Source organism: Photobacterium sanguinicancri, from assembly GCF_024346675.1.
Lineage (GTDB): Bacteria > Pseudomonadota > Gammaproteobacteria > Enterobacterales > Vibrionaceae > Photobacterium > Photobacterium sanguinicancri.
The window spans coordinates 1,144,375-1,171,038 of the sequence record NZ_AP024850.1 but is presented as its reverse complement, the minus strand read 5'-3'; the positions used below and the strand labels follow the sequence as shown (position 1 = coordinate 1,171,038).

At 43.5% G+C, this 26,664-nt stretch carries 19 protein-coding genes; 13 read left to right on the top strand and 6 right to left on the bottom strand.

What is annotated here, in order from left to right; translation table 11 throughout:
• Positions 1–258: 258 nt before the first annotated feature.
• Both rne and OCU87_RS05715 read left to right on the top strand, forming a co-directional pair.
• Entirely contained in the window at positions 259–3,495 is a 3,237-nt protein-coding gene (gene rne / locus OCU87_RS05720; protein ID WP_261857981.1) for a ribonuclease E, read from the top strand.
• A gap of 226 nt (positions 3,496–3,721) precedes the next feature.
• The gene (locus OCU87_RS05715; protein WP_062688551.1) at positions 3,722–5,281 is read left to right on the top strand and encodes a SulP family inorganic anion transporter; all 1,560 of its coding nucleotides are present in this window, start codon (positions 3,722–3,724) and stop codon (positions 5,279–5,281) included.
• 144 nt (positions 5,282–5,425) lie between these two features.
• Here OCU87_RS05715 and OCU87_RS05710 read toward each other — a convergent pair whose 3' ends face one another.
• Positions 5,426–5,899, bottom strand: a complete 474-nt coding sequence (locus tag OCU87_RS05710) for a low molecular weight protein-tyrosine-phosphatase (protein WP_062688549.1) — start codon at positions 5,897–5,899, stop codon at positions 5,426–5,428.
• 96 nt (positions 5,900–5,995) lie between these two features.
• Between OCU87_RS05710 and OCU87_RS05705 the strand changes: the two genes are divergently transcribed.
• The 6 genes from OCU87_RS05705 to OCU87_RS05680 all read left to right on the top strand — a co-directional run bounded on the left by OCU87_RS05705 (position 5,996) and on the right by OCU87_RS05680 (position 11,896).
• Positions 5,996–6,907 (top strand): D-alanine--D-alanine ligase, encoded by a 912-nt coding sequence (locus OCU87_RS05705; RefSeq protein ID WP_162267736.1) that lies wholly within the window; start codon positions 5,996–5,998, stop codon positions 6,905–6,907.
• A 184-nt stretch (positions 6,908–7,091) separates the two neighbouring features.
• Positions 7,092–8,120 (top strand): nicotinate-nucleotide--dimethylbenzimidazole phosphoribosyltransferase, encoded by a 1,029-nt coding sequence (gene cobT / locus OCU87_RS05700; protein WP_261857980.1) that lies wholly within the window; start codon positions 7,092–7,094, stop codon positions 8,118–8,120.
• Complete coding sequence (locus tag OCU87_RS05695) at positions 8,117–8,932, top strand: adenosylcobinamide-GDP ribazoletransferase (RefSeq protein WP_261857979.1); 816 nt, start codon at positions 8,117–8,119, stop codon at positions 8,930–8,932. The genes cobT and OCU87_RS05695 overlap by 4 nt, the downstream gene beginning before the upstream one ends.
• Before the next feature lie 25 nt (positions 8,933–8,957).
• Entirely contained in the window at positions 8,958–9,563 is a 606-nt protein-coding gene (gene cobO, locus OCU87_RS05690; protein WP_062688547.1) for a cob(I)yrinic acid a,c-diamide adenosyltransferase, read from the top strand.
• 320 nt (positions 9,564–9,883) lie between these two features.
• Complete coding sequence (locus OCU87_RS05685; RefSeq protein ID WP_062688545.1) at positions 9,884–11,245, top strand: endonuclease/exonuclease/phosphatase family protein; 1,362 nt, start codon at positions 9,884–9,886, stop codon at positions 11,243–11,245.
• 216 nt (positions 11,246–11,461) lie between these two features.
• Positions 11,462–11,896, top strand: a complete 435-nt coding sequence (locus tag OCU87_RS05680; RefSeq protein ID WP_062688542.1) for a phosphate-starvation-inducible protein PsiE — start codon at positions 11,462–11,464, stop codon at positions 11,894–11,896.
• 76 nt (positions 11,897–11,972) lie between these two features.
• On the opposite strand, the gene OCU87_RS05675 is transcribed toward OCU87_RS05680, so the two are convergent.
• Both OCU87_RS05675 and OCU87_RS05670 read right to left on the bottom strand, forming a co-directional pair.
• On the bottom strand, positions 11,973–13,301 hold the full coding sequence (locus tag OCU87_RS05675) for an anaerobic C4-dicarboxylate transporter (RefSeq protein WP_062688540.1): 1,329 nt from the start codon (positions 13,299–13,301) through the stop codon (positions 11,973–11,975).
• Positions 13,302–13,667: 366 nt separating this feature from the next.
• Positions 13,668–14,726: a metal-dependent hydrolase gene (locus OCU87_RS05670; RefSeq protein WP_261857978.1), complete on the bottom strand. Its 1,059-nt coding sequence runs from the start codon at positions 14,724–14,726 to the stop codon at positions 13,668–13,670.
• Positions 14,727–14,994: 268 nt separating this feature from the next.
• On the opposite strand from OCU87_RS05670, the gene OCU87_RS05665 reads away from it, so the two are divergent.
• Positions 14,995–15,447 carry a CBS domain-containing protein gene (locus OCU87_RS05665; protein WP_094955762.1) on the top strand — a complete coding sequence of 151 codons (453 nt, stop codon included), beginning with the start codon at positions 14,995–14,997 and terminating at the stop codon, positions 15,445–15,447.
• 90 nt (positions 15,448–15,537) lie between these two features.
• Here OCU87_RS05665 and OCU87_RS05660 read toward each other — a convergent pair whose 3' ends face one another.
• From OCU87_RS05660 to apbC, 3 genes are all read right to left on the bottom strand, one after another.
• A complete protein-coding gene (locus tag OCU87_RS05660) occupies positions 15,538–17,697 on the bottom strand; it encodes an AsmA family protein (RefSeq protein ID WP_261857977.1) in 2,160 nt (719 codons plus the stop codon).
• Between the two features lie 289 nt (positions 17,698–17,986).
• Positions 17,987–18,631: a uridine kinase gene (gene udk, locus OCU87_RS05655; protein WP_062688534.1), complete on the bottom strand. Its 645-nt coding sequence runs from the start codon at positions 18,629–18,631 to the stop codon at positions 17,987–17,989.
• Positions 18,632–18,811: 180 nt separating this feature from the next.
• Positions 18,812–19,906: an iron-sulfur cluster carrier protein ApbC gene (gene apbC, locus OCU87_RS05650; RefSeq protein WP_241148806.1), complete on the bottom strand. Its 1,095-nt coding sequence runs from the start codon at positions 19,904–19,906 to the stop codon at positions 18,812–18,814.
• A 224-nt stretch (positions 19,907–20,130) separates the two neighbouring features.
• Between apbC and metG the strand changes: the two genes are divergently transcribed.
• The 4 genes from metG (at position 20,131) to OCU87_RS05630 (ending at position 26,621) form a co-directional block, all read left to right on the top strand.
• Positions 20,131–22,179 (top strand): methionine--tRNA ligase, encoded by a 2,049-nt coding sequence (gene metG, locus OCU87_RS05645; protein ID WP_062688532.1) that lies wholly within the window; start codon positions 20,131–20,133, stop codon positions 22,177–22,179.
• A gap of 575 nt (positions 22,180–22,754) precedes the next feature.
• On the top strand, positions 22,755–24,068 hold the full coding sequence (locus OCU87_RS05640; RefSeq protein ID WP_094955759.1) for a dicarboxylate/amino acid:cation symporter: 1,314 nt from the start codon (positions 22,755–22,757) through the stop codon (positions 24,066–24,068).
• A gap of 470 nt (positions 24,069–24,538) precedes the next feature.
• Entirely contained in the window at positions 24,539–25,393 is an 855-nt protein-coding gene (locus OCU87_RS05635; RefSeq protein WP_261857976.1) for a hypothetical protein, read from the top strand.
• 58 nt (positions 25,394–25,451) lie between these two features.
• A complete protein-coding gene (locus OCU87_RS05630; protein WP_261857975.1) occupies positions 25,452–26,621 on the top strand; it encodes a DUF3103 domain-containing protein in 1,170 nt (389 codons plus the stop codon).
• Positions 26,622–26,664 lie beyond the last annotated feature (43 nt).

Sequence of the window (26,664 nt, the reverse complement as noted above, 5' to 3'; positions counted from 1 at the left end):
CGTTTTTAGAGCATTATTAGCGTGTTTGATTAAAGAATTTTTATTGATGCGTAGATACAACCGCGTCGATGTGGTGATGCCGGCTGTTTATTTTCTGATTTAACCATCTGAAACAGCTGGCTAATAAGTGTAGCCAAAAAGCACTCCTGAAATCCCAGCCGTGAGGCTGCACTCATATACAGTCTTGGAGTCTGGCACCGTCGATAAAGAATCTCTGATCTACTCGCTATAACAACGACAATAAACGAGTATATAAAAATGAAAAGAATGTTGATTAACGCAACTCAGAAGGAAGAGTTGCGCGTCGCATTAGTTGATGGGCAGAAGCTGTTCGATCTTGATATCGAAAGCCCTGGCCACGAATCTAAAAAATCAAATATCTACAAAGGTCGCATCACGCGCATCGAACCAAGCCTGGAAGCAGCGTTCGTTGATTATGGTGCTGAGCGCCATGGTTTCCTCCCTCTTAAAGAAATCGCACGCGATTACTTCCCAGCTAACTACACTTACCAAGGTCGTCCAAACATCAAGGAAGTGTTAAATGAAGGCCAAGAAGTTATCGTTCAAGTCGATAAAGAAGAGCGAGGCAACAAAGGTGCTGCGCTAACTACTTTTATCTCTCTTGCTGGTAGCTACCTTGTACTGATGCCTAATAACCCTCGTGCTGGCGGTATCTCTCGTCGTATCGAAGGTGAAGAGCGTACCCAACTTAAAGCTGCACTAAGCACATTAGAACTACCACAAGGTATGGGTCTGATTGTTCGTACAGCTGGCGTTGGCAAATCAGCAGAAGAGCTTGAGTGGGATTTAAATGTTCTACTTAATCACTGGAGCGCAGTAAAAGAAGCCGCTGATGCAGCTGAAGCGCCTTTCCTGATTCACCAAGAAAGTAACGTAATTGCACGCGCAATTCGTGACTACCTACGTCGTGATATCGGTGAAATCCTGATTGATAGCCCGAAAATCTTCGACCGTGCACGCGATCATATCAAGCTGGTTCGTCCAGACTTCTTATCTCGTGTTAAGCGCTACGAAGGTGAAGTGCCACTATTTAGCCACTACCAAATTGAAAGCCAAATCGAATCTGCGTTCCAGCGTGAAGTTCGTTTGCCTTCTGGTGGCTCAATTGTTATCGACCCAACTGAAGCGCTTACTTCGATTGATATCAACTCTGCTCGCGCAACAAAGGGCGGTGATATTGAAGAAACAGCACTACAGACTAACCTTGAAGCGGCAGATGAAATTGCTCGTCAACTTCGTCTACGTGACCTTGGTGGCCTAGTTGTTATCGACTTTATCGATATGACGCCAGTGCGTCACCAGCGTGAAGTTGAAAACCGTCTACGTGAAGCCGTTCGTATTGACCGTGCTCGCGTACAGATTGGTCGTATTTCTCGTTTCGGTCTACTAGAAATGTCACGTCAACGCTTAAGCCCTTCTTTGGCTGAAGCAAGCCACCATGTATGTCCGCGTTGTACGGGTACTGGTGTTGTTCGTGATAACGAATCACTGGCTCTCTCTATTCTTCGTTTAATTGAAGAAGAAGCATTGAAAGATAATAGCGCACAAGTACTTGCTATTGTGCCTGTTGCCGTTGCTTCTTACCTACTGAACGAAAAGCGTCGCTCTGTTCAGCACATCGAGAAATTCCATAATGTTCGTGTCATCATCGTGCCGAACGCAGATATGGAAACTCCTCACTTCGAAGTACTACGTGTTCGTGGTGGTGAAGAAAGTGATGCACTTTCATACTTAATTCCAAAGAACTTGGAAGCATTGAAAGAAGCGGAAGCCGCAGAACTACAACAACCTGAGCGTATCATTAAGAAACGTGAAGAGCCTGTACTTCAAGGTTTTGCAGCACCAAAACAGCCAGCTCCTACAGCTAAACCAGCCGCTGCCAAACCAGCTGCCGCGCCAGCACCAGTAGAAGAAAAACCAGGCCTGTTTAGTCGTTTATTCTCTGCAATTGCTAACTTCTTCTCTGGTTCTGCTGAGCAAGAAACTGAAAAGAAAGAACAAGAGCAAAAAGATAACCGTCAGCGTCGTGACAACCGCAATAACCGCAACAACCGCAATAACCGTCGCGATAAAGACAACCGTCGCCGTAACAATCGCCAACAAGATGGTGAGCGTAACGACAACGAAAATGACAACCGCGAAAATCGTGAAAACCGCAATCCGCGCAACAACCGTGGTGAGAAAAACCAAGGTGAACAGCGCCAGCGCCGTAACGATAAGCAGAAGCAAGAACGTCAAGATCGCAATGCCCAAGGTGACAAGCCGAACAAACAACGTTCGCCTCGTAACGAAGAAGTAAAAGATCAAAAACGTCCAGCTCGTAAAGATGAGACTCAAGCGCCAAAACAACGTCAGAAACAAGAGCCACAACCCGCTGTTGTTGACAACGTTCAAGCAGAAGATCAACAACGCGAGCAAGCAAAGACAGCGAAGATCAAACAGCGCCGTCAACGCCGCCAACTTCGTAAGAAAGTACGTGTTGTTGATGAAGCAGAAAATGCAATTGTACAAGATACAGCGATCGTTGAAGCTCCAGTATCAGAAACTGTTGAACAGCCAGTAGCCTCTCCTCTTCAAGAGATGGGTACATCAATGGCGAAAGAAGCACAATCTGAGACTGCTCCGCTAAACGCTGTTGAAGAACAAGCGCAGAATGTTGATCAAGACCAAGATGCAGAACAAAACGAACGTGAAGGTGGCCAACGCCGTAACCGTCGTTCTCCTCGTCATCTACGTGCAAGCGGCCAACGCCGTCGTCGTCTGCGTGATACGCGTGTTGAACAACCATCTGATGAAGATGTTGCTTCAGAAGCTATCAGCCATGCTGTTGTTGAAGACACGGATACACTAAACGACCTAGAAAATGTTGTTTCAGTTGTTGAGAAGCCTCAAGCAATTCGTCCTCGCACTGGTGTTGCATCACCAGAAATGGCGATGGGCAAAGTATGGGCTCGCGCACCGAAACCAGCAGTTACAGCGATTGAAGTCGCACCTGTAGCAACGCCAGCAGTAGAAGCACCTGTTGAAACAGTTGAAGAAGCAGTAGCACTATCTGGTGTTGCTATGCCTGAACTGGCAATGGGTAAAGCTTTCCCTCTTCGTGATGAAGCCGTTACTGAAGATATCGCAGCTGCTACAGAAACTGTTGTTGCTCAAGAAGCGCCAGTAGCAGAGATTGCTGAAACACCAAGTGCACCAGTTCAAGTTGCTCAAGAGCCTGTTATTGCTGAGCCTAAAGCAGAAGTTGCTCCTGTAGCAGCACCGACTGAGAAAGTGCTGGTAACAGTAACATCACCGCGAGGCAGACATGCTGTTGCGATGATGGCAAAAGCACCGGCACCAGTTGAGACTGCAGAAGCGGTTGTTGTAGCAAGTGCACCATTACGTGAGGAGCGCCTACAAGCGCGCCAAGCAGGTAGCCAAACAGCAACTAGCAAAGCAACTGCACCAATGGCAAGCACTATGCTTAGCTAATACGTGCATCAAGCTATAAACAAAGGCCATGCTTCTGCATGGCCTTTTTGTTTACGTTTCATCCAAATGATATAAAGCGTGATTTATCACTACACAACACTTTAATTCATCTGAATTATATTAAAAGCAGTAATAAGTCAGCATATAAGTTGAACTAAATGAGGCTTTTCTGTAGGATTCGCGACTTTATACCCTCTTCTATAAAATAAAGCAGCCCTTATTAAACATGTTTGAATTCCCTCAATTTTCACGTCAGTCTGTAAAGAATGACGTTCTATCAGGCTTAACTGTAGCGCTGGCTTTAGTGCCTGAAGCCGTTGCTTTTGCCTTTGTCGCTGACGTTGATCCTATGGTTGGTCTATACGCAGCCTTTATCGTTGGTTTAGTTACTGCCGTATTTGGTGGTCGTCCAGGTATGATTTCTGGTGCGACAGGTGCAATGGCAGTGGTCATGGTCAGCCTGGTTGCTGAACACGGTATCGAGTACCTTTTTGCCGCAGTCATGCTCGCGGGTATACTGCAAATTCTCGCGGGTGTATTTAAACTCGGGAAATTTATCCGAATGGTACCGCACCCTGTGATGATCGGCTTTGTTAATGGCTTAGCGATTGTTATTTTCCTTGCACAACTTGGCCAATTTAAAGTGCCAGATGCTGCGGGAACACTCCAGTGGATGCAAGGTGCTGAGCTTTACACCATGCTGGGGCTAGTAGGTTTAACGATGTTCATCATCCATTTCCTACCTAAAATCACCAAAGCAGTGCCTTCGTCACTTGTTGCGATCATCACAGTGACAGCATTGGTTCATGGCCTTGGCTTAGACTCTCGTACTGTTATCGATTTTGTACGCTCGATGAGTGGTAATGTAGATGCAACGCTTGCAGGTAACTTACCTACATTTGCACTACCGCAAGTCGGCTTCAATTTAGAAACGTTGCAAATCATTCTACCGTACTCATTGGTACTTGCTGCTGTTGGTCTAATCGAATCACTACTGACGCTAACCGTTATTGACGAAATGACAGGTACACGCGGTCAAAGTAACCGAGAGTGTGTCAGCCAAGGCATGGCTAACGTAACGTGTTCAGTATTTGGCGCTATGGGTGGTTGTGCGATGATTGGTCAGTCAATGATCAACATTAACTCTGGTGGCCGTGGTCGTTTATCTGGCATTACGGGTGCTGTTGGTCTATTACTCTTCATTCTATTCGGCTCCGCGCTGATCGAAATCATTCCACTGGCTGCGCTTGTGGGTGTGATGTTCATGGTTGTGATCGGTACGTTTGAATGGGCAAGCCTTAAGATGCTACGTAAAGTACCTAAGCATGATTTCTTTGCAATCATCTTGGTTACTTGCGTCACTGTTGCTGCTGACCTTGCATTGGCTGTTATTGTCGGTGTTATCTACTCTGCACTTGTCTTTGCTTGGGAACATGCAAAACACATTTACGCAGCAACACACACAGATGAAAGCGGCACTAAAGTGTATGAAGTGAATGGCCCACTGTTCTTCGGTTCAGCCTCGCATTTCCTTGAGCTATTCGATGCTAAAAACGACCCGAAAGATGTGATTATTGATTTTGCAAAATCACGAGTATCGGATCACTCTGCCATTGAAGCCATTGATACGATTGCTGAGCGCTATGCACGCCAAGGCAAGACGCTTCACATTCGCCACCTTAGCCAAGAATGTCGCTCGCTACTTAAAAAAGCAGGCAACTTGGTAGAAGTGAACCTAATGGAAGATCCAACTTACAAAGTAGCAACAGATACCCTGGGCGGTTAATCTGGCTTGCTAGCAAGAGCGTTAACCTGTTTAACCATTTTGTTGCATAATCAGCTACAACGTAAGTTACAAAAACGCCCGCTATTGCGGGCGTTTTTATATCTAAAAAACAAACTAATTAATTAAGCTCAATACATCAAATAATTACAGCGTCGTTTGAATAGAATCTAGTATGCGATCAGCGGCATCTTCCACTAAATCTAACACATACTCAAAACCTCGTGCCCCGCCATAATAAGGGTCTGGTATCTCATCCAATTCCCCTTCTCCATAGCTCAAAAACAATGCAATTTTATGATGCAGTGCTGGTGGACAAATCGACAGTACATCTTCTAAATTATTTCTATCTGCAACTAACAATTTATCAAACACTTCAAAATCAGAAGGTTGAATCGAGCGTGCTGTGATCCCAGAGAAATCGTAACCACGCCCTTCGCCTGCAGCAACTGAGCGCGGATCAGGACGATTTCCGTGATGGTAGCTGATAGTACCAGCAGACTCGACCAAGACATGAAGACCGCGATCTCGCACTTTCTTCTTTAATACGGCCTCAGCAGTTGGGGAACGACAAATATTCCCCATACAGATAACCAAAATCTTGTATGAACTATTAGACATAAAACACTCCGATGTTAATATTGCCTCCCAACAAATATGTGCATACAGTTTTGCTGTAACTACACACTTATATCACTATATAACGAGAAATCTAACGTGTTAAAGAAAATTGCAGTACTTTACGGTGGCAGCTCAAGTGAACGCGCGGTGTCATTAATGTCTGGAGAAGCTGTATCCGCAGCACTACAGCGTAAAGGTTATGATGTAGTACCTGTCGACATTGATGAAAATTTCGACTTAACCAGCCTTAAAGCCCATAACATTGATAAAGCCTTTCTCGCTCTGCATGGTGGTATAGGTGAAGATGGTACGTTGCAAGCGGCGCTTAAAATGCTGAAAATTCCCTATACCGGCAGCCACCATCGTGCATCTGCTATTGGGATAGATAAAGGACTAACCAAAAAAGTATGGCAAGCAGCTGGCATACCGACGCCCCAATTTATCGAGCTACAAAAAGCCTATTTTACAGACTCACAATTAGATGAACGTGCAGATAGCTTCACCTTTCCTGTGGTCGTAAAACCAACCACTCAAGGTTGTAGCATTGGCATTAACCAAGCAAACGATTTAGATGAGTTGAAATTCTTCGTAGATGAAGCTTTCAAGTATGAAGATACCGTTATTATTGAAGACTACGTTCATGGCCGTGAATTTACCGTCAGTTTACTTAACGGTGTCGCACTACCAGCCGTTGAAATCGATCACTCGCATTCTTTCTTCGATCATGACGCTAAATTCAGTGCTGCAGATACACAATATTACTGCCCGGCAAATTTAACCGAAGAGCAAGAGAAAACCATTCGGTCACTGGCTGCTCGCGCATTCGAAAGTGTCGGAGCTTCAGGCTGGGGACGCGTTGATATCATGGCCGACCCAGATGGTTTTTTCTATGCCATTGAAGTCAATACAATCCCTGGCATGACTAAGCGTAGTGTGTTTCCACTAGCCAGCCAACAGGTCGGGCTTAACTACGATGACACTGTCGACGCGATCTTAAATAGTCACTAATCATATAGTGACATAATTATTGATAACCCATTGGGAGTGTCGCTTATTCATTACCACTCCCAATGCATGAATGTTCCGTTCGTTGCTTTTGTTTGAAACTGATAAAAAACTCCCGTTTTACATTGCCTTAAATCTATGGCTGCCGCAAAATCCTTAGACGCGTATTAACAAGGAATTTGCCAGCATGTTTACCATTACCCTTCCATCATCAGCAAACCAAGATGCCATCCAGCACAAAATCAACACCAAAACAAAGCCGTTAGGATCGCTCGGCCAACTTGAAAATATTGCAGAGCAAATCGCGTTAATTCAACAGAATGAAAAACTGTCTATTGAACAGCCTTACATGTTGGTTTTCGCCGCAGATCACGGTATTGCAGCCCACGGTATTAGCATTGCACCACAAGCTGTCACCCAGCAAATGGTCGCCAACTTCCTTCATGGTGGTGCCGCTATTAACTGCTTTTGTCGTAGTAACGATATGGCGATGATGGTGATCGATGCGGGAATATTAGTCGAACCTGACGACCACCCAATGCTCCTAAAACAACGTATTGCCGCAGGTACTCTCGACTTTAGCCAACAAAACGCGATGAGTCGTGAGCAAGCTGTTACAGCAATTGAATATGGTGCAAATGCGGTAAATCATGTTTACCAACAGGGGACAAACTTGGTCGCTTTTGGTGAAATGGGGATCGGAAATACCAGCAGCGCAACAGCCATTATGGCGAGTATTCTGAATTTACCCATCGATGAATGTATTGGTAGAGGAACCGGGATTGATGATCAGCAGCTTTCTTTAAAAGAACAACTGATCACCCAAGGCCTGAATCATCATCAAGCGTCAATGGTAGATCCCATATCAATCTTAACGGCTGTCGGTGGCTTCGAGATCGCACAGATAGTCGGTGGGATGTTAAAAGCCGCAGAAAATAAAATGGTGGTACTAGTCGATGGTTTTATTGCTACAGCAGCAGCAATGCTAGCCGTCGAAATGTACCCAGCAGCCAAAGCCTATTTCATCTTTTGCCACTGTTCTCAAGAAGCGGGTCACCAACGCATGTTGAACCATCTTGATGCATCGCCGCTTTTAAGCCTTGGTTTACGTTTAGGCGAAGGGACTGGCGCCGCTCTTTCATTACCACTCATTCGCTCTGCCTGTGCATTTTATAATGACATGGCAAGCTTTGAACAAGCGGGAGTAACAGTGTGAACTCACCAATAGAAGCTTCCCCACAAACAATAAAAGTACACATTAAACAGCAGTGGGAAATCTTCTTGGTTGCGTTAGCCTTTTTTACTCGCATTCCAGTACCCAAAGACACGCCTTACTCCAGCGAACGTCTCAATAAAGCCAATCGCTATTTTGGCTTAGTGGGCTGCATTGTCGGCTTAATCAGCGCCTTAGTGTATGTGTTAGCTATCCAGATCTTTCCAGCTAACATTGCAGTAGGGTTTGCGATGGTTATTAGCCTACTTGTGACGGGGGCTTTTCATGAAGATGGCCTTGCTGATGTTTTCGATGGCTTTGGTGGTGGCTGGACAGTAGAACAAAAGCTCGACATTATGAAAGATTCACGGTTAGGTACATACGGTGCAGCCGCGCTGATAATGATGCTCGTCTTTAAATGGCTAGTGCTGAGTTCGCTCGCTGACCTTGACGCTATCTATCCAGCTATCGCACTTTTTGCACTCCATGGGCTAAGCCGCATTAGTGCTGCCAGTTTGATCTTTTCATACCCGTATGTAAGAGCCGACCAAAATAGTAAAGTTAAACCGTTGGCAAATCAGCAAAGCCCTTGTGAACTGTGGGTTTTAATCTTTACTGGTTGCTTTATATTACTGTTATTCCCACTTAGCCTTGCCATCACGCTCTTCGTTGTTCTTACCCTAACCCGCTATGCTTGCGGCCTTTGGTTTAAGCAACAACTTGGCGGATATACAGGTGACTGCTTAGGGGCAACGCAACAATTAAGTGAACTCGCGGGCTATCTCGCGTTATTAGCGTTCTTCACGACATACTAAATAGCGACAACGAAAAGGAAGTAACATGGCCGATCAAAATCAAAAAGATGAACGCTACAAAGCACGCCAACAAAAAGTAAAAGAAAGTGTTGATGCTAAAATCGATGCCGCCCAAATTGAGAAGGGACTATTCCTCATCATCACAGGTAACGGTAAAGGAAAATCGACATCAGGATTTGGTACCGTCGCACGCGCAGTTGGTCACGGTTTACGATGCGGTGTCGGTCAATTTATTAAAGGTACATGGGATTGTGGTGAGCGTAACTTACTTGAACAACATGATGTTACCTTTGCAGTAATGGCTACAGGCTTTACATGGGAAACACAAAACAAAGAAGCCGATAAGCAGGCAGCGCAAACAACCTGGGGTGAATGTAAAAAGATGCTAGCAGATGAAAGCTACGATCTGGTATTACTCGATGAAATGACCTACATGGTTAATTATGGCTACATTGAGTTAGAGGACGTTCTTACTGCTATTTCACAGCGCCCAGCAACTCAATCAGTCATCATCACAGGCCGTGCAGCACATCGTGATTTAATCGAAGTTGCCGATACTGTATCTGAAGTACGTAGTATCAAGCATGCATTTGAGAATGGTATCAAGGCACGTAAAGGTGTCGATTGGTAGCCGTTGTGTAATTTACGCCTGAAATTTTGATATATACTTCCTCGTATAAAGCCACCTCCTCGTGGCTTTTTACTTACCCAACTCTATCCACGATAATCGCTCAATTTTTAGCTCGATATCTAACGACAACGTATCAAAGCAAACGCTTGCATGAACAATTAACAATCAACTGGTTAGATATAAGACTATCAATTAGATCGGATTTCAAACAAACATCAAATCACCCCTTGATCTTGCTCTCATTTTTCTGACTACCAACAGAAAGAAGCCCATTAATTCTATAGCCTGCATCACATCAAACCATAGATGTGAATACGATAATGTTTTTAAAAAGATCGCTTATTGCTGCTTCCATTACTCTCGCGGCACTGACTGGCTGTAATAGCAATAATGCAAATCCTGAATACTCTGCCGCTCGCTTCGCGACTTACAATTTGTCTTTTGATCGAGCAACTTATGAGATCCTCGCGAATGAGATGTCGATGAGTCGTACAGAACAAAGCAACTTAATCAACATGTTCCATCAGTCGCCAGAGAAATTAACGGAAGATCAAAAAACGACGGCTAAACGTATTATCCAAATTCGCAACGTTGCCGAAACCATTCAGCGCGTTCGTCCTAATGCATTTGTATTGGCTGAGTTCAATAACGATGGTACTGGCGAAGATATGACGGCCATTAATGGCTTCCATGATAATTACTTAGCATACAGCCAAAACGATCAGCGTCCGATTAGCTTTATGTTCAAGAAAAACATTGCCACTAACACAGGTAAAGCCAGCGGATTTGACTTAGACCGCGATGGCAAGAAAACTGACGTTAATAATGATGCGTGGGGCTTTGGTGGCTATCACGGTCAGTATGCGTTCGCTATTTTCTCTCAGTTTGAAATTGATGAAAAAAATGTGCGTACTTTCCAAAACTTCAAATGGAAAGATATGCCAGGTGAGAAAAACATCACCATTGTTGACTGTAAACTGAGTAAAACGGGTTGCCCAACAGGCATGAAAGAAGGTGATGCTTGGTACACAGATGAAGCATGGCAACAAATGCCTTTGTCATCAAAGAACCACGTCGATGTGCCTTTAGTTATTCCAACACCAGCAGGTAATGAAGTCATACACTTCTTGGTATCTCACCCTGCGCCACCAATTTTTAACAACGTCGCGAACCATAACTATGAACATAATCGCGCTGAGTTAAAATTTTGGAATGATTACATTAACGCCCAAAGCTACTTCTACGATGATAATGGCAAAACTGGTGGCTTAACTGTCGGTAGTAAATTTGTTATCGCAGGGGACATGAATGCAGATGCTATGAAAGGTGATGGCGATCGCCGAATGATTGCTGATTTACTGAAGAGCCACTATGTAAATACTGATGCAACAATTGGCTCCTACGCACCAAGCAGTAAAGGTGGACAAGAGTGCTTTGATCTTGGTCACTGTAAAGCAGAAAACAGCAACACCCCCTACCCTGAAGCTATCACTAGCGTTTCAGGCCTACGCCTAGATTACGTCATACCATCTGCAAACCTTGCGGTTAATAATTCAGGGGTATTCTTCCCGTCGAGCAGTGAAGATGGCTATCATTTAGTTTACGATAAAGATCTTGGTGCAAGTAAAGGCGTCACCTCGGATCATCGCATGGTGTGGGTGGATTTAGATCTAACGAAATAATTCAGCTCTTTATTCTGTACACAAAAGCCTCATACTATGAGGCTTTTTAATTTTATAGATAAATATCCTCACTCTATTGCTGAATAGCATGCATTTTTCTTTGTTTTTAGCGCAAGCTTTCTATAATAACGGTCAATAGACAGATGTAGCATCATCAAAAGTAACAATTAATCTATAGATGCTACAGACTAAAACCGTGGCAAAGTCGGAGAAACCATGCCTTCACATTTACCTAAAGCCTTTAGCTCTCGTTTTCTAAAAGTGTTTCATATTCTTGAAGCCATCTTATTAGTTGCAATAACCTTAGCCACTTTACTTGCGATGGTGAACGAGTTCATCCATGTTTTCAGCGAGCAAAACATTCAGCTGACCGACATCTTATTAATGTTCATTTACCTTGAAGTATTGGCGATGGTTCAGCAATTTGTGGCCAACGGTAAGATCCCGGTACGCTACCCAATTTATATTGCCATAATGGCGATTGCCCGCTATATCACATTGGGGATGAAAGAATTAGATGGCATGTTTGTGGTTTGGCTATCCCTCGCTGCTTTTATCTTAGCCGCCGCGACATTGCTGATACGTATTGGCCATCACTACTGGCCTTACGAACAAGTGACTGACCCCTCTAAAATTCAACCCGAAGATTAATTTCTGATGTTTTAATATAAAAAAAGCGGATAACCCTCATCAGGTTATCCGCTTTTTTATCAATCAAGTTAAGCGATTAGCTTGGAACAACCACTTGTGCAATGGTGTAACCGATACAACACGCCGACACGACACCAATCAGACCCGGCACCATGAAACTGTGGTTAAAGTAGTACTTACCAATCTTCGTTGTACCCGTCACATCAAAGTTACATGTCGCGATATCTGATGGGTAGTTAGGAATGAAGAAGTAACCGTAAGTTGCTGGCATCAAACCAATCAATAATGCAGGGTTTAAACCCATTGCCATACCAACAGGCAGCATCATACGTGCAGTTGCTGCTTGGCTGTTTACCACAACAGAAACAATGAATAGCGCTAGTGCGAATGTCCAAGGATAACCTTGTACCATTTCTGTAATGCCAGACTTAAACGAAGGCATTGCATACTGGAAGTAAGTATCACTCATCCACGCAATACCGAAGATTGCGATAGCTGCGACCATCCCTGACTTAAACACCACACCTTCAGGTACTTTTTGTACGTTGGTACGTGTCACGAGCAAGATCAGGCCACCAAACGCCAGCATCATCATCTGAATAATCAAAGACATTGAAATTGGCTTAGCATCACCGATAGTACGGATCTCTGGCACCATAGCGACAATAACAATCGACACTAGAGCAAGAACAAATAGCAGCACTGCGTGCTTAGCAGATGTCGGCAGCTTTTCATCCAGTGACGTTGATGTTGTATGAAGAATTTTTTCACGCCAAATTGGATCTTCCAAACGACGCTGGTACTCAGGATCATCCTCAAGCTCTTTACCGCGACGTAGGCTGTATAGCGACAGTAAAATTGTACCAAGTAGCGTTGAAGGCACTGTTACCATCAAAATAGTCAGTAAGTGAATGCTTTCATTAATACCTGATAACTGTGCAAGGTAATACACAACTGCAGCAGAGATTGGACTCGCAGTAATGGCTAACTGGGAAGCAACAGAAGATGCAGCCATTGGGCGCTCAGGACGAATGCCATTTTTTAACGCAACATCACCAATGATTGGCATAATTGAGTAAACAGCATGGCCCGTACCCAACATGAATGTCATGGTGTAAGTCACTAAGGGACCAAGAATAGTAACGCGCTTAGGATTGCTACGTAGAATACGTTCAGCAACTTGAAGCATGTACTTTAAGCCACCAGCAGCTTCTAGAATAGAAGCACAAGTCACCACGGCTAAAATAATCAACATTACTGTAATTGGTGGTGATGTCGGTGGCATTCTAAAAATAAAGACTTCAACAACCAAGCCTAAGCCCGATACCACACCCAAACCTATACCACCAAAGCGGCTACCTGCATACAACACAAGCAACAGGAATAAAAATTCCAAATACAACATGCTCGTTATCTCCCTATATCGATAAATGTCAGCTTCACAACGAAGCCGTTAATACTATATAGGTAGATTGCCAGCACAATTGCGCTGAGCTATTGATAAATATCAAATTGAGAAATTATAAAAATAATATGCAACGGTTATGTGAGCACTTCCTTAAAAACAACGTGCTGTAATTTCACATCCGCTACATGTTTTGATTGGTTTCTTTACTTTAAAGTTAATAGCTCGCAACATTTAGCGCGGTGAAATTTATGTGCTTGTTAAAATACAAAACTATCACTATGCAATTAATAGACTAAAATGAGCCATTACACTTTAATGTGCTACAAAGTGTAACAACTCATTTGTTAATAATCTCGAAGGTTATTAACCTGCAATTATTGCTGTTTCATCAGACTTATCCATTTTAGGACATTCAGCTTCATGGCATAAATTTGCATCGATCGCCTGATTACCCAATAAGCGTAACCACAGTGCAGGGACATGTTTTATACGTACATCGGGTGATTCAATCGCGGCTGGCAAACCGAACTGCCATTCCTGGACCGTATTTTTCTCAGCAAACTGAAAACTGAAAGGCAAATACTGAGCGACACCGAGTCGCAGATCTGTAACGGTTAGCGCACTATCAATTTGCTGATATTTCACAAAGTCTTGGGTAAATTGTTCTAGCATCTTTAAATGTTGTGGCTTATCCGCTAAAGGCCATTCACCACGTTCTTTCGCTATAAAATCAATATGGGGATTGTCATCCAGTAGCGAGGTTAACCCTTCCCAATACGTACCACCATCAAGCACCACCACCCGCCAAAGCACAGTATTTAATGGTGTGGGAGCAATAAAGACAGGTTGCGATTCCAAGTTAGTACCAACCAATTGGTTCTCAACTCTATTTTCTATTGTCGATAATGCAAAAACTGACCAAGCTAAATACAGCGACGATAAGCCTAATCCAATACCACAGAGCTTTGCCCCTTTTTCCCGCCACAATAAACTGGCAAGGACCATGATAACCAATGGCACGGTATAAATAGGGTCAATAATAAAAATACTGGATACCGCAATACTTTCGGACAACGGCCAGAGCAGCTGAGTGCCATAAGAAGTAAATGAATCCAGCAATGGATGCGTAATTAAACAAGCGGCCACTAACAGCCACAAGTGCATAAAAGAAAACTGGGTTGGTTTAAATCGCTGCCAAGCTAACGCTAATAACCACGAAAAAGGGAGAAGCACAAAAATGGAATGGCTAAAGCCACGATGCTTCACCATGTCAGACACAGGATCGCCATAATGAATAAATACATCAAGATCAGGAATGGTCCCAAGTGCAGCACCTGCGAGTAAGACTTTCGGCGAGCACTTCTTCCCTGCAATAAGGCCGGCGACAGCAGCACCTAATGCCGCTTGTGTAACTGAATCCAAGTTTATCTCCTTTAATACCAAAGCAAGTGCATTCATAGATACTTACTTTAGCTAGCTGTCCGACGTAACGAAATGATAACAAATTTCATCATCATCCCAGTAGTAAATAAAACCTGTAACTGATATCAAATAGGATCTGATGAATGATTAACCACTTTGCAATAAAGTATATCCAAAAGTAAAAACGCGCTCTGAGTCGCAGTTAAGCAAGATACTTTTCGTTAGCGTTAGAGAGGCACATTGATTAAACCTATAAGGAACAATGCTAATGCCGACAAAAGTCTCAGAGTATATGACACGCAAAGTGATTACGATCACCGCTGAAACAGGCTTAAGAGAAGCTTTTTTCAAAATGCGAGATGAAGGTATCCGCCACTTACCCGTTATCGATCAAAACAATACTGTGATTGGGATGGTGAGTGACCGCGAGCTTCGTCGGCCTGGTTGGGTGGATGAAACACCCGATATTGGCCATGACTATGACTTGTCAGACGATTTGCACATTGGCGATGTTATGATCACAGATGTGATCCACGTACGTACTTACGACACGCTCACCAAAGCGGTCGCAACATTGCTAGATAACACCATAGGTGCTGCGCCAGTCTTTGATAAAACAGGCGACCTAGTTGGTATGCTGTCTGCCGTTGATTTACTTCGTGCTTTCCAAGACAGTTTAGAATCACAAAAAATGAACAAAAAGAAAAAAGCCGCGGTGTAACCCCCCTATCCTCTTGGTACAAATAATAAAAAAGCTTGCTCCTTTCAGAGCAAGCTTTTTCAATTTTAAGATGAAACGGTTCAGTTACACTTAATTAAATAAACCTTTTAATAGCTTATTTGCCGCATCTTTGACTTTATCGTCGTCCGCTTTATCGCCCAACAACTTCTTCAAGCCACGCTCAACTTCACGTTCCGCTTTTTTCTCTAACTCGTTATTACGCTTTAAAAGCTCTTTTAAGTTCAGAGAAAATTTAGGCTCGGTCCAGTTGCCCTTCACATCAATCGGTACGGTCAGATCTTTCAGCTCATCAATGTCTTTACCACCCTGACCTTGTGAAGATTCCACCACAGATGTCATCACCATGAAATCAATCGATTCTAACACTAAATTAGTCTGTCCTTCCCCGTCAATACGCAGTAACGGCGATGCTAAGTGTAAATTGTTGGTAGAAAGTACCCCTTTACCCAGCGTCATGGTCGAGGTTAGTGCAGAGAAGTCTGTTTTACGTTCTTCTTTCACGTATTCAGCTTTCTGACCTTTCAACGTAGCACGTGCTTCACGGATCATCTCAGCAACGTTAACACCGTATATCGCACCATCGGCGAAATTAATATTTACAGTACCTGCAATATTCTGGCGAATTCGCGCTTCAGCTAAACCAGTACCTGACACTTTGATATCAATATTACCCGTACCGGCAAGGTTTTCGAATTCAGCAACATCCATCAACAACGGCTGAACTTGAACCCCTTTAATATGCTTGGTCACTTTATAAGTCGGTAGTTTACCGTTAGCATCAATCGTCGCTTTAGCATTGATCGAACCTCCGTATAACTTAGCATCAAAGCGTTTTAGATTAAGCACACCTTGTTTAACCGCCAGCTCAGTCACCACATCAGAGACTTTGGCATTCGCCGCTTTGAAATTATCAATTGCGACTTTACCGGCAATATCGAGTGTTTTCAGTGCAGATAAATCCGGTTCTTTTGATTTATCTGTCGTCGTTACTGCACCTTGTGTCGTACTCGTACCTGATGCTTCACCTTCAGCGGGCTCTTCACTGCCTGTTTTACTTGCTTTGTCTAAACCAAGGAACGCATCTAAATCGATTTTATCGCTGTGAACATCGAAACGAATCACAGGGATATCTGCCGTTTGGAAAGACGCTTGACCATCTAGGCCAATTTCATCCACTTGCGTCGTAAATGCAGATAACGTCGCTAAACCTTTCGCCACATCGTAAGAAGCATCAGCCGTCAGGCCTACTTTCATCTCAGGGCGAGGTAAAGTACTCCCTTTCAGGTCGCTATTTAGCGTTAAGCCTTCAACCTGCGCAAGGTTAAAATCCTTACTCAGTTTTAAACGCGCTTTACCTTCAGCAGCAAAAGCTAAATCTGGAATTTGTCCCTTTGCACTAAACGTTAGCGCTGACCAATCACCGATACGAAATTGATCCATGGTTAAGCTAACCGATTCAATTTTATTCACGCTGTCTGCAGCCGAAGCTATCAATGACAAGCCTTTTAGCTCTGCACCATCAAGCGTTGGCGCTATCATTAGCTCGGTGTCACCTTTGGCAGTAAAGTTCAACTCACCATTCTTACCTTGCACATCGAATGCTGCTTGTGCCCATTCGCCTGGCGCAAAACGGGTTAGGCTAAAGTTAAGCTGCGCCACATCTGTCAGTGCACCCGTTTTATCATCGCGAATAACAGCGCTAGCATTCACTAGCTCTACACCCGCAAGACTAATAGTCCAAGCTGATGCTGGTGCTGCTGTAGTCTCTTGCGCGGCTGTTTGCTTAGCGTCTGCTGGTGCGGCATCCTGAGCTGCCGAATCCTTCACTGCTGCATTCTGCGCACCAAGACCATCAAGGTTACTGACACCATCTTTACGTGTTTGAATAAACACGCGAGCGTCATTCAAACTGACGTTACCGATTTCCAGTTGTTGTGAAAGAAGCGGCATCACAGAAACAGAAAGATCGGCATTACTAAAACGAACCAAGTTCGCCTCTGCAAATCCGTCAGGGTTGCGAAACTCAGTTTCCCCAAGCGTAAGACCTACGCTTGGGAAGAAGCGCCAATCAATATCACCGTTAATCACTAATTCACGGCCAGTGTTTTTCTTCACTTGCTCTGCAATCAGTGGTTTGAATTGGTTTGGATCAACCAAGGCCAATAGTGCCGCAATGCCAATAACGACCACCAGCACTAGCGCAAGAAGTATATAAAGAAACTTTTTCATCGTGTCCTCTGTGTTTTCCGTCCACAACGATTATTACCCAAGGTGTAATAATCCATTCCGTTACGACAGTTAAAGCGATAAATAGTTGTATTTAGAACAAATAATAATACCAATCCGATCAAAGAAAAAATAAAAGCCGTCAGAATTGCTGCTTTTATTGCAATAACACGGATGGAGACGTCCAAGAGGCATAATCTCGAGGCATACAAATACTTGATCACCAGATACAAAAAAGGCTGACACTGTCAGCCTTCACTTGAATATCTGTGTTGCGATACTACTTTATCAATTACGATTTCAGTAGTTTAGCAATGTGTGCTTTTAATACATCAATCGCGATACGGTTTTTACCACCACGCGGTACGATGATATCTGCATACTGTTTAGACGGCTCAATAAACTGCATAAACATAGGGCGTACCGTCTTTTGGTATTGCTTCAGTACAGATTCCATTGTACGACCACGCTCTGCAACATCGCGTTGAAGACGACGAAGTAAACAGATGTCTAGTGGTGTGTCCATAAATACACTTGCGTGCATGATGTCACGTAGACGTGGGTCTGTAAGCAATAGAATACCTTCCAAAATGATCACTTTCTTTGGTGTCATCGTGGTCGTTTCTGTCATACGAGTATGTTCATTGTAGCTGTACTGAGGTACTTCTACCGCTTCACCTTTCATTAGCTGGATCAAATGATCGCTAAGAAGATTATGATCCAACGCACTTGGGTGGTCATAATTCGTTTTAACCCGCTCATCCATGCTCAGGTGACTTTGATCGTTGTAGTAACAATCTTCCGTAATAACACCGATCTGATGATCGCCGACTTTTTCTTTTAGCTCTTGGTAAACCGTACTGGCAATCAAACTTTTACCGGACGCAGACGCGCCTGCGATACCGATAATGACGCATTGGTGTGAATTTTCAGACATAGCAGAATGCACCTGTAACAACTTTGGCGAGGTTAAAATCCATTCACCCCATGAGTATTTCACTCTACTGAGGGGAATTAAACCGCCTGATTATAGGGAGTTGCACCGCTAGATGCTAGTAGAAATACCGCACCTAGCGCAGTTGAGCTAAAAATGAGCGATTTATCACTACGCAATGGTTTACATTGTGCGAATTGTAATCTGCTCTGCTACCGCATCACCAGTCCAATATAATCGACTAGCTACCTCACCCGCTAATTGGATGTAGGCCGCAGCTTGTTCAGACTCAGGCGAAGCCGCTACCGTTGGCTTGCCACGGTCAATATCTTCTCGGATTTTGATATGCAGCGGAAGTTGCGCCAATAGTGGAATCGACTGCTCTTTCGACATCTTCTCCGCGCCACCACAACCAAAGATAGGTTCATGGTGTCCACAGTTACTACAAATATGGTAGCTCATATTTTCAACCAAACCTAAAACAGGAACAGCCACCTTATCAAACATATTCACGCCCTTGATAGCATCAGCTAATGCAAGGTCTTGCGGCGTAGTAACAATCACAGCACCCGTCACCGGAATTTGCTGAGCAAGCGTCAACTGGATATCACCTGTACCCGGCGGCATGTCGATAACCAAGTAATCGAGATCAGGCCACCATGTTTCACTGATTATTTGTTGCAGCGCCTTTGATGCCATAGGGCCACGCCAAATGGTCGCGCTTTCTGCTGGCACTAAATAACCCACTGAGTTGGTATATAAGCCACAAGATTCGATTGGCATCATCATTTTGCCATCCGGTGACTGTGGTTTTTCGTCAACAGTGCCCAACATCATAGGGACCGAAGGGCCATAAATATCAGCATCTAATAAACCAACTTTCGCTCCTTGCTGTTGCAAACCCAGAGCAAGGTTAACGGATGTGGTCGATTTCCCCACCCCGCCTTTTGCAGAACTGACTACAATAATGTTTTTGACACCGTTTAGCGGCTGCTTATCGCCTGTTGCTAGCGTGGCGACACGGCTGGTAACGGTAAAAGCAACATTGGGTGCAAGGTGATGAAGCTGCTGCTGAGTAACAATCCAATGCTGAAGCAGCTCTATGATTGATGCAGATGCAAAAGGTAGAGTAATGGTCACGCCACCTTCGGCTGAAACAGAAATGATATTGGGTGTATCCGCCCATTCGTGCGGTAACCATGGATGTTCAAAATGGTTCAACCAACGGCTAATGTCTGCAATGCTTTCAAATGGCATTGCTGCCTCGTTTCCCGCCATATTTACGACTCCGTTATCCAGATTGGCATGAAATTGTTGTTTTTCTATCCAATTAATTTGTTGTTATGAATAGGACAATCAAACACTTTAATAAATCCTATCACCAAAGGGCATTTATCGCTGCTTTTTAAGGGGAATATCCTTGTCACGCGCTAGGCAATACGTTCCCCATCAGTTACTATTTAAGGCTATATTTTTACCCATCACGAGCGAAATAAGTAATTATGGCTGCAAATCCGAGAAAAATTCTGGTGACCTGCGCCCTACCGTACGCTAACGGTTCTATCCACTTAGGCCACATGCTTGAACATGTGCAAGCGGATATTTGGGTGCGCTATCAACGCCTTCGCGGCAACGACGTTCATTTTATCTGTGCAGATGATGCACACGGTACGCCAATCATGCTTAAGGCTCAGCAGATGGGTGTTGAGCCAGAGCAAATGATTGCGGAAGTGAGCAAAGAACACCAAGCGGACTTTGCTGGCTTCGATATTAACTTCAGTAACTATCACAGCACACACTCAGATGAAAACCGTGAGCTAGCTTCATTTGTTTACACACAACTGAAAGAAAAAGGCTTTATTACTAGCCGTACTATCTCTCAGCTGTTTGATCCTGAGAAAGAAATGTTCCTGCCAGACCGTTTCGTTAAAGGTTCATGCCCTAAGTGTAAAGCAGAAGACCAATACGGCGACAACTGTGATAACTGTGGCGAAACATACAGCCCAACAGACCTGATTAACCCTAAATCAGCGGTTTCTGGCGCGACACCTGTCATGAAGGATTCTGAGCACTTCTTCTTCGACCTACCACAATTTGAAGACATGCTAAAAGCGTGGACCAAATCTGGCGCACTTCAAGACGAAACGTCTAACAAGATGCAAGAGTGGTTTGAGTCAGGCCTGCAACAGTGGGATATCTCTCGCGATGCACCTTACTTCGGTTTCGAAATCCCAGGTGAAACAGGCAAGTTCTTCTACGTTTGGCTAGATGCACCAATCGGCTACATGGGTTCTTTCAAAAACCTATGTGACAAACGTGATGATCTGGATTTTGACGAATACTGGAAGAAAGACAGCACCACAGAGCTTTACCACTTCATTGGTAAAGACATTGTTTACTTCCACAGCCTATTCTGGCCTGCAATGCTTGAAGGCGCAGGTTTCCGTAAGCCGAATAATGTTTACGTACACGGTTACGTAACTGTAAACGGCGCGAAAATGTCTAAGTCTAAAGGTACCTTCATTAAAGCAGGCACTTACTTAGAGCATTTAGACCCAGAATGCCTGCGTTACTACTACGCAGCGAAACTAAATAACCGTATTGATGACCTAGATCTTAACCTTGAAGATTTCACACAGCGTGTTAACAGCGATGTGGTGAACAAGATTGTTAACCTAGCGTCACGTAATGCTGGTTTCATTGCTAAACGCTTTGAAGGTAAGCTATCTGCTGACTTCGTAGAGCCTGAGCTATACGCTGAATTTGCAGGCGCTGCTGATCGTATTGCAGAGCTATACGAAGGACGTGAATTTAGCCGTGCTATTCGTGAAATCACAGCACTAGCTGATAAAGCTAACCAATACGTTGATGAAAAAGCACCTTGGGTTGTTGCGAAACAAGAAGGTAAAGACCAAGAACTACAAGAAATCTGTTCTGTAGGTATTAACTTGTTCCGCGTACTAATGACATACCTGAAACCAGTTATGCCTAAGCTTGCTGAACGTACAGAAGGTTTCCTAAATGAAACCCTAACGTGGGAAGGCGTTGCACAGCCACTAACTAATCACGAAGTGACTAAGTTTAAAGCGCTATTCAACCGTATCGATCCTAAACACGTTGAAGCGATGGTTGAAGCATCGAAAGAAGATGCAGCCGCAGAGCAAGCAGCGAAAGCACAAGCAGAAGCCGCAACAAAAGGCCCACTAGACGACGAGCCTATTGAAGCTGAAATCGAGTTCGACGACTTCGCTAAAGTGGATATGCGTATCGCTAAGATCGTTTCTTGTGAAGAAGTACCAAAAGCAAACAAGCTGCTGAAGTTCCAATTGGATATTGGTGGTGAAATGCGTCAGGTATTCTCTGGCATTAAATCAGCATATACACCTGAAGAGCTTATTGGTAAGCACACTGTCATGGTTGCTAACCTAAAACCTCGTAAGATGAAGTTTGGCATGTCAGAAGGTATGATCCTTGCGGCAGGCCCTGGTGGTAAAGATCTTTGGATCCTTGAACCACACGAAGGTGCACAGCCTGGTATGCGTGTGATGTAATCATCACATCATCATAAAAAAAGGAGCTTCGGCTCCTTTTTTATTACCTGTAAAAACACGAGATAAAAAATGGTTTACACAGATAACTTTAAATACGCAGCTAACGAGGGCATTTAGAAACATATAGTTACAAGCATAATCGTGGTCAATTATGCACATTTTGAATCCCGCCTTTTTATGGCTTGTTAACACAGCTTTGCTTTAACATTCATACAACAGCACACCTATAGTATATACATACCTATATCAGCAAACCAAAACAGGGTTTTACACCATCAGAACAATTTGTTACAACCGTATCTAAAAAACCATACTAGGGCACTATTATTTATATAATACGCTCTGATTAATGGTTAAAATACCAGCGGATATTAATTTAAAACCTAATTATCGTTAAATATTGGTTAAAAATATCGTTTTCAACATGCCGTTCTGATGACAAAAACGTGATCGCAAACAGAACTTTGAACTCCACTTGGAATTTCACTTCGCTTTAACACCCAAACTACTGATAACCTGCTCCGCACTTAGAAAAACGATTTTTCTAGTGAATAATTATAAGGAGTATTCCAATAATGAATACAAATAAAAAGAAATTATCCCTAACTGGCCGTGTAATTCTCGGCATGCTGTTAGGCATAATGACTGGTTTTATCATTCGCTCCCTTTTTGCAGAAACCTCTTTTGTCCATGAGTACTTAGTAAATGGACTATTTGACGTGGGTGGTAAAATTTTTATTGCTAGCTTGAAGATGCTTGTAGTTCCACTTGTCTTCGTATCACTAGTGTGTGGTACTAGCTCACTAAAAGATATCAGTACATTAGGACGCCTAGGTGGTAAAACAGTGGCGTTCTACTTAATGACAACGGCCATTGCGATTACCCTAGCCCTTACTATGGGCAATATTTTCCAACCAGGGGCCGGCGCCGATCTAACTGCTGCTACAACCTTTGCTTCAAAAGAAGCACCATCTCTAGGGGATGTGATTGTTGGTATGTTCCCAACCAACCCTATCAATTCGATGGCACAAGGTAATACGCTACAAATTATTGTCTTTGCGATTCTATTCGGTGTTGCCATCAGCGCTGCTGGTTCAGCTGGCGAACGTTTAGCAAGTATCTTCTCTGACTTAAATGAAGTCATCATGAAGTTGGTTGCTTTACTCATGAACGTTGCACCTTACGGTGTATTCTTCCTAATGGCTAAATTGTTCACAGGCTTAGGGCTAGACGCTATTTTCAACCTGTTTGAATACTTCATGGTGCTAACCGCAACGCTACTGATCCATGGACTAGTTACTTACAGCATTATGCTGAAAACATTTACAGGTCTTAGCCCAAAAGTGTTTTTGAAGAAGATGGAAGATGCAATCATGTTTGCGTTCTCTACTGCATCTTCGAATGCCACTATCCCTGTTACCATGGAAACAGCGACTAAACGCTTAGGCGTTAATAACAAAATCGCCTCTTTTACTGTACCGCTAGGCGCAACCATCAATATGGATGGCACAGCGATCATGCAGGGTGTAGCAACCGTCTTTATCGCGCAGGCATTTAATATCGATCTGACGATGAGCGATTACCTTGCCGTGATTATGACAGCAACGTTAGCCTCAGTGGGTACAGCTGGTGTACCAGGTGTTGGTTTGATCATGCTAGCAATGGTACTGAACCAAGTTGGTCTTCCTGTTGAAGGCATTGCACTTATCATGGGTGTTGATCGCCTGCTAGATATGATCCGTACTGCGGTTAATATCACTGGTGACAGTGTAGTAACTTGTATTGTAGCTAAGACAGAAAATGAAATGGACATCGCACGTTTCAATGACCCTAAGGCTGGTGAAAAAGATGAAGAAGTTCACTTTCACACAAGTACACAGCAAAGCTAAGCCAAAAATAACGCTTAGTTGATAGTAAAATTACTGATTAAAGAAGATCCTTCGGGATCTTCTTTTTTAATCTGTTTATACAATCATCCTAATAACGCACCATTTAAGAGCAACAGTGATTCACTTAAGGGCATAGTAATACTAAACCTATTCCGTTCTACGAAACCAATGTAAAAACACCCTTTGTTAAAACTCGTTATCTCTGCTTCCTATTAAAAACAACATTCAACCTTAACTCTTAAATAACAACAAGTTACCAATAAAACAAACCAACAAGCTCACACTCTTCTACTCTCTCCATCTTCATTTATATGCTTATTACCATTCTCCTAAAAATTATCGCTGTATTGGTGTGCTTATTGCTCTATCTATGTTCTGAAACAAAAATAGAGACAAGACAACATAAACGATATGTACCTTGTCCGATGGTAAGCATGTAATAGATGTTAGTAATTGAAGGAGGAAGCAGTATGTTCGGACTTGTTTTCGTTACACTGATAAGCATAGGTATTACCTATTTTTTCTATCGGCATCGCAGCAATCAGCAATTTTTACAGCAACGCTTTGATCAAGTGATTGGCTTGCGGCAGCTAATAGACTTACTGCGCTTTCATCGCCGACAAACACATAAAATATTAACACTACAAGGCAAGCCCGTTGCGCGGCCAATGCTCGCTGAGTCTTTAGCCATAAAAAGATTGAGTGAAACTTTACTCTCGCAAGCAGAGCAAGCTCACAAGCCAATGTATCGCGTATTACAGCAACGAACATCAACAATGCTGAGTGAGTGGCATCAATATAATATTCAGCGAAATCAGGCAGTCCATGGAAAAATGATCCGCCATGTACTGTACCTCATCGATGATACGATAACCCAGAGCTTGCTTAATACAGATAAAGCCACACAATTCCAACACTACCAAACTATCTGGCCCATCATTTTAAATGCGATAGATAACCTTACCCGTTATCGGTGCGCCATTGAAAAATACCAAACAGGCATACCAACAACAACACGTGAAATAGAAGTGCATGTTGATATTTTTCATCGCCGATTAGAGCAGATCAGCATGCAAGTTCATCAACCAGTGCCACCTCTATTCATCGATAATTTACGCCAGCAGTTTAATGCGATTCAAATTGAGCAACTCCCAGTAGCTCAGGCGAGGCTAAGGTTATATCAACACTCTTTAAAACTGTCTGATGCGCTATATTTACTGTTTGATCTCGTCCTTAGCGACATTGCGGATGATATAGCCGTTAACCTGCCAAAAAGGAAGCAAGAAAATGCTATAAATGAGACCTCACAAGGTCTAACCAGTTAAGTAATAGATGCACTTAGTCGCTTATAATAGGTACACCCAATTCCTATAAGGGATACCTATGAGATACATACCAATCGGTGCGGCATTTATTGCCTTAAGCCTAGCCCTATCAGGTTGCCAAGAGCAACAAAACACAACCGACAAAACAACCAACCCAGCGGAACAAGCAACACCCAATATCGAAGCAAAAAATCAGCGTGAAATTGCCCAACAATTAGGTCAACACTATGCGCAAATTGCCGACCAACTAAAACAACACATTAATGTTGAAAACAGTGGCATGCCATTAGAAAGCTTAGTGAAGACGATTAATCTACCTTCGCTAACGACCCAAGCGGCTAACACCGAAAAAATGGTCATCGAGAAACGAGGTTTAGATCAGCAGCCAGAAGACCTACTGACAGTCTCTTTGGCTAACCCAGCAATGTTGCCAGGCGTTGAAGCGGGTCAACAGCCTCTATTTACTTACCAGCAAGATAACGTCAAAGCGGGTGACAGTATCGATATGTTCGATAGCCATGGTGACCTTGTTGTGGGTTCTGCCGATGTGATGCCTGATCAACCTGTCTTTATCGTGGGTGTTGATGAGCAAAAAGCGATGCGTGCAGGTCTTGCCACCATGCAATCTGTGTTTAACGAAAATGACGCAGTAACGCTAGATTACTTACCTAAGTTAGCAAGCGCGCCGAAGGTGAGTGAAGAGTTCTTATCGACTACCGTTTTGAAAAAAATCAGTGTGAAAGATGATCAAGAACCTTGGATTTCAGGTAAAGCAGAGATTTATGCTCTAGTCAGTGGTGTTGATCCCAGTCGTGATGAACCCACCCTTGATGTAGTGGAAATGCCGTACTTGGATTATCAAGACCAAGTGTACTACCCGAACCAAATCATGGTGTACTGGGCGCGTTACCGTTGGGGGGCTGCCAATATAATCCTTATGGAACATGACACTAACACTAACTACCGTGAATTAGCGCAAGTCATTATTAAGACTGCAGCAACGGTTATTGCAAGCCAAATTGATGGTGGTGCAGCAAGCTTACCTATCGTGAATAAGTTAGTGGATGCGATCTTAAAAGCGATCCCAGATGAGACCTTTACCAACAATGACGATATGGTGGACTTCTACTACACCATCCTGCAAACCGATGAGCTAATCGATCAGCCAGGTGCAAGCAACAATGCCACAATCACGCTTGAACCTCGCGAAATTCCGTTAACGAAGTAATACCGATGGAATACCAATCAGGATAAGTACGTGTTCAGCGACT

Coding starts and splice junctions, on each gene's coding strand:
- rne (WP_261857981.1), top strand. CDS start 259: ATGAAAAGAATGTTGATTAACGCAACTCAGAAGGAAGAGTTGCGCGTC.
- OCU87_RS05715 (WP_062688551.1), top strand. CDS start 3,722: ATGTTTGAATTCCCTCAATTTTCACGTCAGTCTGTAAAGAATGACGTT.
- OCU87_RS05710 (WP_062688549.1), bottom strand. CDS start 5,899: ATGTCTAATAGTTCATACAAGATTTTGGTTATCTGTATGGGGAATATT.
- cobT (WP_261857980.1), top strand. CDS start 7,092: ATGTTTACCATTACCCTTCCATCATCAGCAAACCAAGATGCCATCCAG.
- cobO (WP_062688547.1), top strand. CDS start 8,958: ATGGCCGATCAAAATCAAAAAGATGAACGCTACAAAGCACGCCAACAA.
- OCU87_RS05685 (WP_062688545.1), top strand. CDS start 9,884: ATGTTTTTAAAAAGATCGCTTATTGCTGCTTCCATTACTCTCGCGGCA.
- OCU87_RS05680 (WP_062688542.1), top strand. CDS start 11,462: ATGCCTTCACATTTACCTAAAGCCTTTAGCTCTCGTTTTCTAAAAGTG.
- OCU87_RS05675 (WP_062688540.1), bottom strand. CDS start 13,301: ATGTTGTATTTGGAATTTTTATTCCTGTTGCTTGTGTTGTATGCAGGT.
- OCU87_RS05665 (WP_094955762.1), top strand. CDS start 14,995: ATGCCGACAAAAGTCTCAGAGTATATGACACGCAAAGTGATTACGATC.
- OCU87_RS05660 (WP_261857977.1), bottom strand. CDS start 17,697: ATGAAAAAGTTTCTTTATATACTTCTTGCGCTAGTGCTGGTGGTCGTT.
- udk (WP_062688534.1), bottom strand. CDS start 18,631: ATGTCTGAAAATTCACACCAATGCGTCATTATCGGTATCGCAGGCGCG.
- apbC (WP_241148806.1), bottom strand. CDS start 19,906: ATGGCGGGAAACGAGGCAGCAATGCCATTTGAAAGCATTGCAGACATT.
- metG (WP_062688532.1), top strand. CDS start 20,131: ATGGCTGCAAATCCGAGAAAAATTCTGGTGACCTGCGCCCTACCGTAC.
- OCU87_RS05640 (WP_094955759.1), top strand. CDS start 22,755: ATGAATACAAATAAAAAGAAATTATCCCTAACTGGCCGTGTAATTCTC.
- OCU87_RS05635 (WP_261857976.1), top strand. CDS start 24,539: ATGTTCGGACTTGTTTTCGTTACACTGATAAGCATAGGTATTACCTAT.
- OCU87_RS05630 (WP_261857975.1), top strand. CDS start 25,452: ATGAGATACATACCAATCGGTGCGGCATTTATTGCCTTAAGCCTAGCC.